Source organism: Bacillus sp. LR_5 (assembly GCF_042709275.1).
The window spans coordinates 1-12,709 of the sequence record NZ_JAVAXX010000031.1 but is presented as its reverse complement, the minus strand read 5'-3'; the positions used below and the strand labels follow the sequence as shown (position 1 = coordinate 12,709).

The 12,709-nt window shown below is 44.6% G+C and carries 14 protein-coding genes and 2 riboswitches; of the genes, 11 read left to right on the top strand and 3 right to left on the bottom strand.

Annotation, left to right across the window (positions count from 1 at the left end; translation table 11 throughout):
* Window positions 1-22: 22 nt before the first annotated feature.
* Entirely contained in the window at window positions 23-1,480 is a 1,458-nt protein-coding gene (locus tag RAC86_RS09495) for an aldehyde dehydrogenase family protein (RefSeq protein ID WP_003227259.1), read from the top strand.
* A gap of 41 nt (window positions 1,481-1,521) precedes the next feature.
* Here the strand turns inward: RAC86_RS09495 and RAC86_RS09490 are convergent, their stop codons facing one another.
* Window positions 1,522-2,358, bottom strand: a complete 837-nt coding sequence (locus tag RAC86_RS09490; protein ID WP_003242615.1) for a YitT family protein — start codon at window positions 2,356-2,358, stop codon at window positions 1,522-1,524.
* 76 nt (window positions 2,359-2,434) lie between these two features.
* Window positions 2,435-2,537: riboswitch (guanidine-I (ykkC/yxkD leader) on the bottom strand.
* 389 nt (window positions 2,538-2,926) lie between these two features.
* On the opposite strand from RAC86_RS09490, the gene RAC86_RS09485 reads away from it, so the two are divergent.
* Window positions 2,927-3,469 carry a DUF4352 domain-containing protein gene (locus tag RAC86_RS09485; RefSeq protein ID WP_003227255.1) on the top strand — a complete coding sequence of 181 codons (543 nt, stop codon included), beginning with the start codon at window positions 2,927-2,929 and terminating at the stop codon, window positions 3,467-3,469.
* A 71-nt stretch (window positions 3,470-3,540) separates the two neighbouring features.
* On the opposite strand, the gene galE is transcribed toward RAC86_RS09485, so the two are convergent.
* Window positions 3,541-4,560, bottom strand: a complete 1,020-nt coding sequence (gene galE, locus RAC86_RS09480) for a UDP-glucose 4-epimerase GalE (RefSeq protein ID WP_029318629.1) — start codon at window positions 4,558-4,560, stop codon at window positions 3,541-3,543.
* A gap of 113 nt (window positions 4,561-4,673) precedes the next feature.
* The gene (locus RAC86_RS09475) at window positions 4,674-5,180 is read right to left on the bottom strand and encodes a YbhB/YbcL family Raf kinase inhibitor-like protein (protein ID WP_015385045.1); all 507 of its coding nucleotides are present in this window, start codon (window positions 5,178-5,180) and stop codon (window positions 4,674-4,676) included.
* A 129-nt stretch (window positions 5,181-5,309) separates the two neighbouring features.
* On the opposite strand from RAC86_RS09475, the gene RAC86_RS09470 reads away from it, so the two are divergent.
* From RAC86_RS09470 to RAC86_RS09430, 9 genes are all read left to right on the top strand, one after another.
* Window positions 5,310-6,185, top strand: coding sequence for a LysR family transcriptional regulator (locus RAC86_RS09470; protein WP_377885535.1), 876 nt, complete (start codon window positions 5,310-5,312; stop codon window positions 6,183-6,185).
* A gap of 77 nt (window positions 6,186-6,262) precedes the next feature.
* Entirely contained in the window at window positions 6,263-6,736 is a 474-nt protein-coding gene (locus RAC86_RS09465; RefSeq protein WP_377885533.1) for a CcdC protein domain-containing protein, read from the top strand.
* A 17-nt stretch (window positions 6,737-6,753) separates the two neighbouring features.
* On the top strand, window positions 6,754-7,974 hold the full coding sequence (yxjM, locus tag RAC86_RS09460; RefSeq protein WP_377885532.1) for a two-component system sensor histidine kinase YxjM: 1,221 nt from the start codon (window positions 6,754-6,756) through the stop codon (window positions 7,972-7,974).
* Window positions 7,961-8,617, top strand: a complete 657-nt coding sequence (yxjL, locus tag RAC86_RS09455) for a two-component system response regulator YxJL (protein ID WP_161621117.1) — start codon at window positions 7,961-7,963, stop codon at window positions 8,615-8,617. The genes yxjM and yxjL overlap by 14 nt, the downstream gene beginning before the upstream one ends.
* A 49-nt stretch (window positions 8,618-8,666) precedes the next feature.
* Window positions 8,667-9,899, top strand: a complete 1,233-nt coding sequence (pepT, locus tag RAC86_RS09450; RefSeq protein ID WP_038429865.1) for a peptidase T — start codon at window positions 8,667-8,669, stop codon at window positions 9,897-9,899.
* A gap of 104 nt (window positions 9,900-10,003) precedes the next feature.
* Entirely contained in the window at window positions 10,004-10,132 is a 129-nt protein-coding gene (locus tag RAC86_RS09445; protein WP_003227241.1) for a hypothetical protein, read from the top strand.
* Between the two features lie 288 nt (window positions 10,133-10,420).
* Window positions 10,421-10,684, top strand: a complete 264-nt coding sequence (locus RAC86_RS09440) for a hypothetical protein (protein WP_120027631.1) — start codon at window positions 10,421-10,423, stop codon at window positions 10,682-10,684.
* 128 nt (window positions 10,685-10,812) lie between these two features.
* Entirely contained in the window at window positions 10,813-11,301 is a 489-nt protein-coding gene (locus RAC86_RS09435; RefSeq protein WP_014481330.1) for an LURP-one-related/scramblase family protein, read from the top strand.
* A 65-nt stretch (window positions 11,302-11,366) separates the two neighbouring features.
* Window positions 11,367-11,473: riboswitch (SAM riboswitch) on the top strand.
* An 82-nt stretch (window positions 11,474-11,555) separates the two neighbouring features.
* Window positions 11,556-12,689: a 5-methyltetrahydropteroyltriglutamate--homocysteine S-methyltransferase gene (locus tag RAC86_RS09430; protein ID WP_377885530.1), complete on the top strand. Its 1,134-nt coding sequence runs from the start codon at window positions 11,556-11,558 to the stop codon at window positions 12,687-12,689.
* Window positions 12,690-12,709: the final 20 nt, after the last annotated feature.

Genomic DNA, 12,709 nt, shown 5'->3' with positions numbered 1-12,709 from the left:
AGGACCAAAGGAGGGCCATCTTATGAGTTTCGAAACGTTAAACAAAAGTTTTATCAATGGAAAATGGACTGAGGGAGAAAGCGGACGTACGGAGGACATTTTGAATCCGTATGACCAGTCTGTGATCACAACAGCATCTTTGGCAACGGGCAAACAGCTGGAGGATGCGTTTGGCATTGCACAGAAAGCCCAAAAAGAGTGGGCCAAGAGCACGACGGAAGACCGAAAAGCCGTCCTGCAAAAAGCGCGCGGCTATTTACAGGAAAACCGTGAAGACATCATTATGATGATCGCCCGCGAAACTGGCGGAACGATCATTAAATCAACAATCGAGCTGGAACAAACGATTGCGATTTTAGATGAAGCCATGACGTATACTGGTGAATTAGGCGGCGTCAAAGAGGTGCCATCCGACATTGAAGGGAAAACCAATAAGATTTACCGCCTTCCGCTAGGTGTCATTTCATCGATTTCTCCATTTAATTTCCCAATGAATCTATCCATGAGATCCATTGCGCCCGCAATTGCGCTGGGTAACAGTGTTGTTCACAAGCCTGATATCCAAACTGCTATTTCCGGCGGGACCATCATTGCGAAAGCGTTTGAACACGCCGGTCTTCCTGCCGGTGTCCTTAACGTCATGCTGACGGATGTAAAGGAAATCGGGGACGGCATGCTCACCAATCCAATCCCGAGATTAATCAGCTTTACAGGATCAACAGCAGTCGGGCGCCACATCGGTGAAATCGCCGGGCGTGCCTTCAAACGAATGGCACTTGAGCTCGGCGGCAACAATCCATTTGCCGTTCTTTCAGATGCGGATGTCGATCGTGCTGTGGATGCCGCGATTTTCGGAAAATTTATTCACCAGGGACAAATCTGTATGATTATCAACAGGATCATCGTTCATCAAGATGTGTACGATGAGTTTGTAGAAAAGTTCACCTCCCGTGTCAAACAGCTTCCGTACGGCGATCAAACCGATCCAAAAACCGTTGTCGGCCCGCTGATCAACGAGCGCCAAATCGAGAAAGCACTGGAGATCATTGAGCAGGCAAAGGCAGACGGCATAGAGCTTGCGGTTGAAGGAAAACGCGTCGGAAACGTGCTGACGCCGTACGTCTTTGTCGGTGCGGACAACAACAGCAAAATTGCCCAAACGGAGCTGTTTGCCCCAATCGCGACCATTATTAAAGCTGGCAGCGACCAGGAAGCGATTGACATGGCAAATGATACCGAATACGGCCTCAGCTCTGCGGTTTTCACTTCTGATTTAGAAAAAGGCGAAAAGTTCGCCCTGCAAATTGACAGCGGCATGACCCATGTCAACGACCAGTCCGTCAATGATTCGCCGAATATTGCCTTTGGCGGAAACAAAGCAAGCGGTGTCGGCCGCTTTGGCAACCCATGGGTAGTAGAGGAATTTACCGTGACGAAATGGATTTCGATACAGAAGCAATACCGCAAATATCCGTTCTAAATGAAAAAATCCCTCTGCTTCAAGTACAGAGGGATTTTTCTTTATTTAGATATATCCACAAACCCTTCGCCAAACACATCGCGTACGTCATGAACGATCACAAACGCTTTTTTGTCGCAGCTTCTAATGATTTTTTTCAGCATAGACAGCTCCTGTTTGTTAATGACGATATACAAAATCTCTTTTGATTGGCCCGTATAATTTCCCTTCCCTGATAAAATCGTCACGCCCCGATCCATCAAGGTATTTACCTGCTCTGCAATCTCACTCTTATTTTCTGAAATGACCGTAATCGCTTTTTTCGTATTCAAACCTTCAATAATGAAGTCCATCACTTTGGTACCGATATACAGCATCACGATCGTAAACATCATTTTTTCTGCACCAATAATAAAATAAGAGCTGAATACTACGATTAAATCAAAAAACAAGAGTGCATAGCTGATATTCCAGTCTAAATATTTATTAGCAATTCTGGCCAGAATCGCGGAACCAGCAGTCGTCCCGCCGACCCGGATAATCATGCCGATCCCGACTCCCGCAAATACACCTGCGAAAATCGTATTAATGATCAATTCATCAGACGGAATGCTCCACCCATGTGTCAGATGAAGAAAAAGCGAATTTGCCGCAACCGCAATGATCGTATAAACCGTTGTTTTTCCATCCAGAAACTTGTAGCCGATTAAAAGCAAAAACGCATTTAAGATAAAGTTCGTGACACCAGGAGACCATTGAAACAGATAATACAAAATCAGCGTAATCCCAGTGACTCCGCCTTCCCCAAGATCATTGGGAATCGCAAATAAATTAACCGCAAGCGCGAAGAAAAAAGCGCCAATCACAAGCATAAGTACATCCAGCATTCTCTTTTTCATCACGAAAACACTCCTTCTCATTGTTCTGTTCTAGCAAATAAAAAAACCCAGGAGAACGCTCTCGAAAAAGAGCAGAAACTCCTGGGCTTTTATCCCACCGTGTCATAACAGCCAAACTGCTATGTGTTTTCTCTCGGTCACAGTCCAATTTGCATTGCGGAACCCTAGAAAACCACTGTTTTTATCATATCCTTTTCACTTTCCAATATTAGCATTATAAGGGACGGTTCGAATTGGTTCAAGGGGTATTTGCGGAGTTTTCATCGGATAAGCTGGAAGAAAATATGATTTATCTATTAAAAAAAGAACAGATATAACCGATAAGAAAAAAAGCATATATTTTACAAGTTAATTTAACTATAAATGATAATAATTATAAGAAATTCATAATTTTATATTGACTAAGCGAAATAATATAGGCATTATAGTACATATGTTTCGTATATTTTATTACATAGGAGGAAATATAATGGCAGGAAAACTAGTACCCTGTAAAGCTTGCGGTCAAGAAATTGCAAAGGGTGTAAAAAAATGTCCTAACTGCGGTAAGGATCAACGTAACTTTTTTATGCGACATAAAATCATTACGTTTATTCTCGCAGTTGTTGTCATCATTATTATCGGTAATATGATTGGCGGCGGAGGCGGTTCAGAAGCCACTTCCAAAACATCAAGCGGAAGCAAAGCAGAAACTGAAAAAACATACAATATCGGTGATACTGTAAAAACTGAAAAAACTGAAGTGACAGTTACGAAGGTAGAGGACAGAGATACTGTCGGTACTCAATATGTTGAAAAGAAAGCATCTGATGGTGGTACAATTGTAGCTGTTCAATATACAATTAAAAACGTATCTAAAAAGCCAATAAGTTCTTTTTCAATTCCAACTGTTAAATTAGTTGATGCTGATGGTACTTCTTATGATTCTGATATTGATGCTTCTGTAAACTATGCAACTGAGACAAAAGTTGATAACTCTAAAATTTTGAGTGATCTAAATCCTAATATTAAAGTAACAGGTGTAAAAGCATTTGAAGTTGACAAGGAAGCTTATGCAAAAGGCACTTGGAAACTAAAATTCAGTAATGATGTTATTGTGAAAATCAAATAACAGCTAACAAGGGTGCCTGTTCAGGCACCCTTGTTCTTTAAAGGCCTTCTCTATTGAGAAGGCCTCCATTCTTATTCCGCACTCTTATACCCATTCACATTAGAAGACTGCCATCTCCAGGAATCAGCACACATTTCCTCAAGGCCGCGTTTCGCTTCCCAGCCCAGTTCCCGCTTGGCTTTCGCAGGATCTGCAAAGCATGTGGCGATGTCTCCCGGACGGCGGTCCGCAAAACGGTACGGAACCTCTTTCCCTGACACTTTTTCAAAGGCTTTGACCATTTCAAGCACGCTGTAGCCTGTGCCTGTTCCAAGGTTGTATGCATCGGCTCCTGTAGAGTTCAATACTTTTTCCAGCGCCTTGACGTGGCCTTCTGCGAGATCAACGACGTGAATATAATCGCGTACGCCTGTCCCGTCTTTTGTCGGATAGTCATTTCCGAATACGTTTAATTGCTCGAGCTTCCCGACTGCTACCTGTGCCACATACGGCATAAGGTTATTAGGGATTCCGTTCGGGTCTTCACCGATCCGTCCGCTTGGATGCGCGCCGAACGGGTTAAAGTAACGAAGCAGCGCAACGCTCCACTCATTGTCGGCTGTATGCAAATCACGCAATATTTGTTCAAGCATGAGCTTCGTCTGCCCATAAGGATTTGTCGCACCTAATGGAAAGTCCTCCGTAATCGGCGATGTTTCCGGAACGCCGTACACTGTCGCAGATGAACTGAACACGATTTTCTTAACGCCGTATTTCTCCATGGCCTCGCATAAAATAAACGTTCCTGTCAGATTGTTATGATAATATTTGAGCGGAATCGCCACAGATTCACCGACTGCTTTTAACCCCGCAAAATGAATCACAGCTTCGATTTCATTTTCCGCAAAAACGGAATCTACCGCTTCCCGGTCCAATAAATCCGCTTCGTAGAACGTTAAATCTTTTCCTGTAATCTCCTTTACACGGTTCAGCGCCTCAGCCGAACTGTTAGACAGATTATCAAGAACAACAATCTCGTAGCCGCTGTTCAATAGTTCAACACATGTGTGGCTGCCAATGTACCCGGCACCGCCAGTAACAAGTATTGCCATGATGTAACCCTCCTAAAAAATGACCTGTTTTCATTATATAGTGTTTAAAACCGGTCCACATCCATTTTTAAGAAGTTTAATCGTTTATTAATAGTTTTTTCATATTTTTTAGCTTAAACCCTTGCCAGCAATTCGATAGAGGCTTCAGCAAGAATGTGCTCTTTCATTTCTTGATAGAGCTCGTTCAAGTAAAAGCCCGGCTGAAGATTCAGCTCAGCATCTAAAGCATAGACCGTCAATGTATACGCATGATCCTTGTCAGGCGGTGTCGGCCCGCAATACTGGTGAATCACCTTTGGATCGTTGCTTCCCGCAAGCGGTGAAGCAAAGCTGTTTTGCCCTTGTATCATCAAGTCCTGTCTTTCCTCACTCGCATGTTCAGGAAGCTCTCCGATGTAAGCCGGAATATTAGCCGCTGTCCAGTGAATCCAGCTGAATCCGCATACGGGAATGGCGTCATGATCGATGAAAGTAAGTGCGAGCGTCTTTGCTCCGGACGGGATGTCATCAAAATGAATCGGAAAGGATACAAATGGGTTTCCTTCTCTCTTATATTTTTCATCCGCGTATTTTGAATACTTGTCATGTAAATATGGATTTGCTTCTACGTATATGTTCATATGAATCCCTCTCTCTATTTTCTCGTTCTATAGGTATACTAAACGAATGGATGTATAATCAGTGATAAACAAATGCGCATGTAAACGTAACAATTTGTTATGGATAACTTGCAGTGAAGGAGATATTTCATGGATTTAAAGTGGCTGCAAACCTTTATTGCCGCAGCGGAATCAGAGAGCTTCAGGAAGACGGCTGAGCGTCTGTATCTCACACAGCCTGCCGTTTCTCAGCATATGAGGAAATTGGAAGATGAACTGGGCATGAGGTTGTTTTTGCATAGCGGAAGACGAATCGTACTGACTGACGAAGGCAGGCTCTTTTTGCCTTATGCCAAAGAAATGATCCATGTTTACCAAGCTGGAAAGCAGAAAGTCAGCCAATGGAAACAGGGGTACAGCCGATCACTCACGCTGGCCGTACACCCCTACATTGCGTCCTATATCTTGCCTCGATTTCTGCCAGCCTATATCCAAAAACATCCGAATGTCGAGCTTTCAACTCATGTGGCTGGATCTGACGCTATTAAACAAGCGGTGGAACACAATGAAGCTGATATTGGTTTGTCGCGGAAAGACCCGAACACCAACACTCTTTATTATCAGCACATATGCGAAGGTACGCTTTGTCTGGCGGCTCCTTTCCAAGAAAGCAGGCCGGATGCTGCATCCGTCTTAACCCGCTATCGGCTGCTAACGCATGATCATCCGTCTTATGGGGATGCCTTTTTAGATAACATCCGATCACATTACCCGTCTCTTCAAATGATGGCTGTCGGGCAGACGGATACGGCTGTCCACATGATGAAAGCGGGAATGGGGGCATCTTTCCTCCCTACCTACATTATCAAACAGGAAGAAGCCGAAAAAAAGCTGATGGCTGTAAGCACGCCTGCACATCTAGAATTGCCTGCGTCCCAAACGTTTATGATGTGGAAAAGAAACAGCGAAGACATTCAGCATTTTCACGCCATGTTACATGACTTTATGCAGCGCGAACAAGTATAGAGCTGAAAAATCAATCTGCCGGTTGACGTTTTTCTTTCCTATTTTCGCTATGCTTAATGCAGAAAGGATTTGATGACATGGCGATGAGCCCTTATATTTTTATTGTATTGATTCTTATTATTTTATCGATGTATCGAGAAAGAACGGTAAAGCCCGGGAAGTTGCTGATCATTCCACTGCTGCTCTTATGGGGCGTATCTGCATCGTTTCAGCCGGCGTATTTTCATTCCGTATTACATGTGGCGATCAGCGGCATTTTATTACTGATCGGGCTGGTCTGCGGGTTTGGCATTGGGAAGATGGTAAATGTGCGGATTCACCCGGAAACCGGAAAGGTCACTTCACGCGGCTCACTTGGGAGTGTTATCCTCATTCTAGTGATACTTTCTTTGCGCATGGCCGCGAGAACATGGCTGCCTGAGAGCAACGAGATGTTTATTGCCATTATTCATTCTATGTTCTTCGTTCCCCTCGGCACCATCACAGCCCGCAACATCATGCTTTACAAAGCATACAGACGGCTGACCGCCGGCAAAGTATCCATTCCATAACCGAAAGAAGGACCAGCATGAACGGACAAACTCCGGCTCGGCACTACTACAAGAAGCTTGTGCCGAGCCTTATTCTCATTTTGAATTGCATACAATTTTTATCTCATCCAACTAAGGCTGATCCCATTTTGTTAGCATTTGTATTTGCGGTATACTTAGCATTCATTTGGATCATTCCCTATGTGGCATCCACTGCTGTTAGTTTGAGCATATTCATCGGGCTTTGGCTCCTGACCGATTTCTTTTGGGCTGTTTCCGGCCAAGAGCAGAGTGCCGCCTATTTTTTGATTGTATTTTTAATGATATATGCCGCCTTTAGACTCCCTTCACGGCTATCCTTGATCTTCACAGCATGTTTAATTGGAGGCAACATATTCCTCCTATCCTCACATGGAGGAAGCTTGGAAACCATCATTAGCAACATCTCGATCATGATCGGACTCTACGTCTTCTTCTCCTCCATGCGTTTCAGACGAGAAGCGAGAAAGGAGGCTGAACGGAATCATGCTGAATTGGCAAAAATGCATGTGCAGCTGGAGCATGCTCATAAAGAACTCCAGAAAGCACATGCAGAGCTGCAGGAGGCTTCTGTTCTTTCATTAAGGTACGCGGTCCTTGAGGAGCGTACAAGAATTGCCCGCGACATTCATGACAGCATCGGTCACGAGCTGACTTCTGTGATTGTTCAGCTTCAATCCCTTCCCTATATCCTTAAAAGCAGCAAGGAGGATTCAGAAAAAGTCATTCAAAATGTACTGAGTGTCGCCAGGGAATGTCTTCAAGAAGTACGGTCTGTCGTTCACCAAATGGGCCGTAGTGAATCGATGGTGGGGCTTACCGCTTTGCGGGGGCTCATTCATCAAGTGGAGGAACGGAGCGGCTTGCACGTTTCTTTAGATACTGCCGGACTGTCAGAAGAGTCTTGGCCTCCAAACGTGAGCGAAACGATCTACCGCATCTTGCAGGAAGCGCTGACCAATATCATTCGTCACGCTGACGCTTCCCATGCGGCGGCCGTCATTTCTAACGACAAGTCCCATCTCTATATCACAATCACCGACGATGGACAATTCACCGGCAGCCTTACTTATGGATTTGGCCTGACAGGAATGAAAGAGCGCGCAGAAAAAGCAGGCGGTTCCCTTACTTTCAGTGCCGTACAGCCGAGCGGCCTGAAAATTGAGCTGTCATTGCCGCTCATGACAACGAATAAGGAGCAAAAAGATGAACAAAGATAAAATACGCGTCGCGCTTGCCGATGATCAGCCGCTTGTGCGTGAAGGCTTCCGCTACGTCATCAACGCACAGACGGATATGACGGTTTCTGGCGAGGCCGGCGACGGTCACGATATTATAGCACTCGCAAAACAAACAAAACCCGATGTCATCCTCATGGATGTCCAGATGCCGCATTGCTCAGGCATCGAAGCGGCGAAAGACATTATGTCCGCACTTCCAGATACAAAGATAGTCATTTTAACCACCTTTGACACGGAAGAATACGTATTTGAAGGCATCCGTGCGGGAGCAGTAGGCTATCTGCTGAAGGATACACTTCCTGAAGAGTTGATAGATGCGATTCGCGCTGCGGCCAGAGGCGAGGCGATTTTCCGTACAGTCACAGCTGCTAAAATTATCAGTGAGACATTTCGGGCGAAGCAACAGCCCCATCCAGAAGAACTGGCAGAGCCGTTCACCAAAAGAGAGCTTGAGGTTCTTCAGCAAATGGCCTACGGGCTGAGAAATGAGGATATTGCTGAAAAGCTTTTCGTCAGTGAAAGCACTGTGAAAACCCACGTGCACCGCATCCTGCAAAAATGCAATGCCCAAGACCGGACACAGGCAGTCGTTTTTGCCATTCGAAACGGTATTGTGCAATAGAAATCTCTCATCCCGCCATGCTAAAATAAGACAAAGGAGATGATTGGAAATGAAAGAAGAAATCATTGAACGGTTTACTACATATGTAAAAGTCGACACACAGTCCGATGAATCCGTTGACACTTGTCCTTCCACACCCGGCCAATTGACATTAGGAAACATGCTCGTTGATGAATTGAAGTCCATCGGCATGCAGGATGCAGCCATTGATGAAAACGGCTATGTCATGGCAACTCTTCCCTCCAATACTGAAAAAGACGTGCCGACAATCGGCTTTCTCGCTCACGTCGACACCGCTACAGACTTTACCGGCAAAAACGTGAATCCGCAAATCATCGAAAGCTATGATGGAAAAGACATCGTTCTTAACGAAAAGCTGCAGGTCACCCTGTCACCTGATCAATTCCCTGAGCTGTCTGGCTATAAGGGCCATACACTCATCACCACAGACGGCACCACCCTTCTCGGCGCAGACAATAAGGCCGGTATCGCTGAAATCATGACAGCCATGGATTACCTCATCAAACACCCTGAAATCAAGCACGGCACAATCAGAGTCGCCTTTACGCCTGATGAAGAAATCGGAAGAGGGCCGCACAAATTTGATGTGAAACGGTTCAATGCATCCTTTGCCTACACGGTTGACGGCGGGCCGCTCGGCGAGCTTGAATATGAAAGCTTCAATGCCGCTGCCGCAAAAATTACGATTAAAGGCAACAACGTACATCCCGGAACAGCTAAAGGAAAAATGATCAACTCTGCGAAAATCGCGATGAAGCTGAACAGCCTGCTGCCGGCAGACGAAGCGCCTGAATATACGGAAGGCTATGAAGGCTTCTACCACCTGCTGTCGATTCAAGGAGACGTAGAGGAAACAAAGCTCCACTACATTATCAGAGACTTTGACAAAGAGAATTTCCAAAACAGAAAAGAAACAATGAAGCGTGCCGTTGAAGAACTTCAAAACGAATACGGGCAAGACCGGATTCTGCTGGATATGAACGACCAATACTACAACATGAGAGAGAAAATTGAACCTGTCATCGAAATCGTCAACATTGCCAAGCAAGCGATGGAAAACCTCGGCATCGAACCGAAGATTTCCCCCATCCGCGGCGGCACCGACGGATCACAGCTGTCCTACATGGGGCTTCCGACGCCAAACATCTTTACAGGCGGGGAAAACTTCCACGGCAAATTTGAATACATCTCAGTTGACAACATGGTCAAAGCCGTAAATGTCATCGTTGAGATTGCAAAACAGTTTGAAGCGCAAGCATAATGCCAAAAGCCAGTCCAAAAAAGGACTGGCTTTTTTGTGTGAAAATGAAACATTTTAAACACGTCCTCCGTAAAACAAGTATCAACAAATGAGGAGGAAAAACAATGACAAAACATGCAATCGCTGCCAAGAGTCTCTTGAAAAAATGGATCATTTCCAGGCCGCTTAACATGCAAAAGAAATCCAGCCCATTTCAAAAAATCAGAAAAATGTTCAAACGCTTCTTCAAATAAAACATCAAATCCCCTAAATACAATCCGTATTCACCCGTACCGCCCAAATGCTCCGTAATTTGGGTTTTTTGTGTTCAATTCCGCAAAATAGGGTATAAACCAAACAAGCAAGAAAACAGCACCCAAAAACAGGTAATTCGAATTACGTAAACTTAGGTTAAAAGTTATATAAAGGAATTTATTTTATCGTCGATAGTAACTATAGAACCAATCATCAACAAGAGCAAACAGCGTAATTCAAGACTATTTTCAGGTCATCAGGTAATACTGTTTTAGAGGGACAGTTTCTTGTTATTTATTGATTTTGAATTTTTTGAATACTTTTTGGCATTTTATCCGTACAATAGAGAGTACCAAAACTTTTTTTGGGAGGTATGTAATATGATCCTATTTATTATCATCGCATTATGCGGCTATCTTCTTTTTTCTTTCAGCAAGGACAATCGCCGCAAACCGCAAAAGACAAGCCCTCTGCCAGCAGCCGCACCTCATCACAACAACCTAATCGACCTTGACGCCATCCGCCAAAAACGCCGGATGCATCTTTCCTAATTCTATATTTCAAACGAAAAGGCTGCTGAATCACGCAGCCTTTTAAAATTGTTTTGATTTAGAGCCTGAAACCTTTTCGCCACATATCCGTAATTTCATACAAGGCAAACCCAAAGGAGACTTCAGCAATGATCGAGTTATTTATGAAACAAAAAATGTTCTCATTTAAAGATGCATTTCACATTTATGACCGGGATGAACAAGAAACATTCAAGGTGGAGGGGCGTTTTTTCTCGTTAGGAGACTCATTACAAATGACAGACTCATCTGGGAAAACGCTCGTTTCCATAGAACAAAAACTAATGTCTTTATTGCCGCGCTATGAGATTTCAATTGGCGGGAAAACAGTTTGTGAGGTAACGAAGAAAGTAACGTTTTTCAAACCGAAATTTGTGATTTCCGGGCTTAACTGGGAAATCGATGGTGATTTATGGAGGGATGAATTCCAGCTGACGGACGGGGAAAATGTCCGGATGTCAGTGAGCAAAAAGTGGCTCAGTTGGGGTGATTCCTATCACTTGCAGATTGCAAACGAGGGAGATGTTCTGATTTGCACTGCCATCGCTATCGTGCTTGATATGGTTTTATATAACGATGAAGATGAAAGTATTTTCTAAAAAGCATTGACAATTGATCCAAAAGTAATAATATTAAGATAATTGAAATCTGAATATGAAGTTGTACCTTATCAAGAGAGGTGGAGGGACTGGCCCTATGATACCCGGCAACCGCTGTTTCAAACAGAATGGTGCTAAATCCTTAAGAACATTGCGTTCTTGCAGATGAGGCGGAGATTTGATCGTTCAAGCTCTTCCTTACACAAAGGAAGAGCTTTTTACATGCTCAATATTTCAGAAAAGAGGCGAATAACATGGCTCAACAAACGAATGTTGCAGGACAAAAAACAGAAAAACAACGCAAAGCACCTTTCCGCGCCGATCATGTCGGCAGTTTGCTTCGTTCCGTTCCGGTGAAGGAATCCCGGCAAAAAAAAGCGGCTGGTGAGATGACAGCGGAACAGCTTCGTGATATCGAAAATCAAGAGATCACCCGCATCGTGGAAAAACAAAAAGAAATCGGTCTCGATGTGGTAACAGACGGGGAATTCCGACGTTCCTGGTGGCATTATGACTTCCTGGAAGGGCTTGACGGTGTGGAACCGTTCATCCCGGCTGAGGGAATTCAGTTCCATAACACAAAAACGAAAGCGCGCAGCATCAAAGTGACGGGAAAACTCGATTTTACGAGCTACCCAGCGCTTGCTGATTATCAATTTTTACATGAGATTGCTGGTAACGCGACGCCAAAATTGACCATTCCCAGCCCAAATATGCTGTTTTTTGGCGAAAAGGCGGATAAAGGGATTTATGACGATCAAGAGGAATACTTTCATGATCTGGCCCAAGCGTACAAAAAAGCAATCAAAGCCTTCTATGATGCTGGCTGCCGTTATCTCCAGCTTGATGATACGTCATGGTCTCTCTTCTTTGAGGACAAAGGCAGAGAGGTTGTCCGGGCGCTCGGCGGTGATCCAGAAACATTGCCAGCCATATTTGCCAAAACAATTAACGATGCCGTCGCAGACCGGCCTGACGATTTAACGATCACAATGCACATTTGCCGCGGCAACTTCCGCTCAACCTGGGCGGCATCAGGAGGGTACGACGCTGTAGCGGAAACGATTTTGGACGGCTTAAACCTTGACGGCCTTTTCTTGGAGTACGATGATGACCGCTCCGGAAACTTTGATCCGCTCCGTTTTGTGAAGCGCAAGGATCTGCAAATTGTGCTCGGCTTGATCACATCGAAATACGGCGAGCTTGAAAATCCTGAGGATGTGAAACGCCGTATCAATGAAGCCGCGCGTTTTGTCAGCTTGGACCAGCTATGCCTGAGCCCGCAGTGCGGTTTCGCCTCTACAGAAGAAGGCAACCTTCTGACAGAGGAGCAGCAATGGGCAAAGCTTCGCCATGTCATCGACATTGCCAACGATGTGTGGAGATAATCTATCATTGACAGAAATAG

Bases quoted from the DNA above. Each gene is read 5' to 3' on its own strand.
- RAC86_RS09445 (WP_003227241.1), top strand. From the start codon at position 10,004: ATGACAAAACATGCAATCGCTGCCAAGAGTCTCTTGAAAAAATGGATC.
- galE (WP_029318629.1), bottom strand. From the start codon at position 4,560: ATGGCAATACTTGTTACTGGCGGTGCCGGGTACATTGGCAGCCACACA.
- RAC86_RS09430 (WP_377885530.1), top strand. From the start codon at position 11,556: ATGGCTCAACAAACGAATGTTGCAGGACAAAAAACAGAAAAACAACGC.
- pepT (WP_038429865.1), top strand. From the start codon at position 8,667: ATGAAAGAAGAAATCATTGAACGGTTTACTACATATGTAAAAGTCGAC.
- yxjM (WP_377885532.1), top strand. From the start codon at position 6,754: ATGAACGGACAAACTCCGGCTCGGCACTACTACAAGAAGCTTGTGCCG.
- RAC86_RS09470 (WP_377885535.1), top strand. From the start codon at position 5,310: ATGGATTTAAAGTGGCTGCAAACCTTTATTGCCGCAGCGGAATCAGAG.
- RAC86_RS09495 (WP_003227259.1), top strand. From the start codon at position 23: ATGAGTTTCGAAACGTTAAACAAAAGTTTTATCAATGGAAAATGGACT.
- RAC86_RS09475 (WP_015385045.1), bottom strand. From the start codon at position 5,180: ATGAACATATACGTAGAAGCAAATCCATATTTACATGACAAGTATTCA.
- RAC86_RS09485 (WP_003227255.1), top strand. From the start codon at position 2,927: ATGCGACATAAAATCATTACGTTTATTCTCGCAGTTGTTGTCATCATT.
- RAC86_RS09465 (WP_377885533.1), top strand. From the start codon at position 6,263: ATGGCGATGAGCCCTTATATTTTTATTGTATTGATTCTTATTATTTTA.
- yxjL (WP_161621117.1), top strand. From the start codon at position 7,961: ATGAACAAAGATAAAATACGCGTCGCGCTTGCCGATGATCAGCCGCTT.
- RAC86_RS09435 (WP_014481330.1), top strand. From the start codon at position 10,813: ATGATCGAGTTATTTATGAAACAAAAAATGTTCTCATTTAAAGATGCA.
- RAC86_RS09490 (WP_003242615.1), bottom strand. From the start codon at position 2,358: ATGAAAAAGAGAATGCTGGATGTACTTATGCTTGTGATTGGCGCTTTT.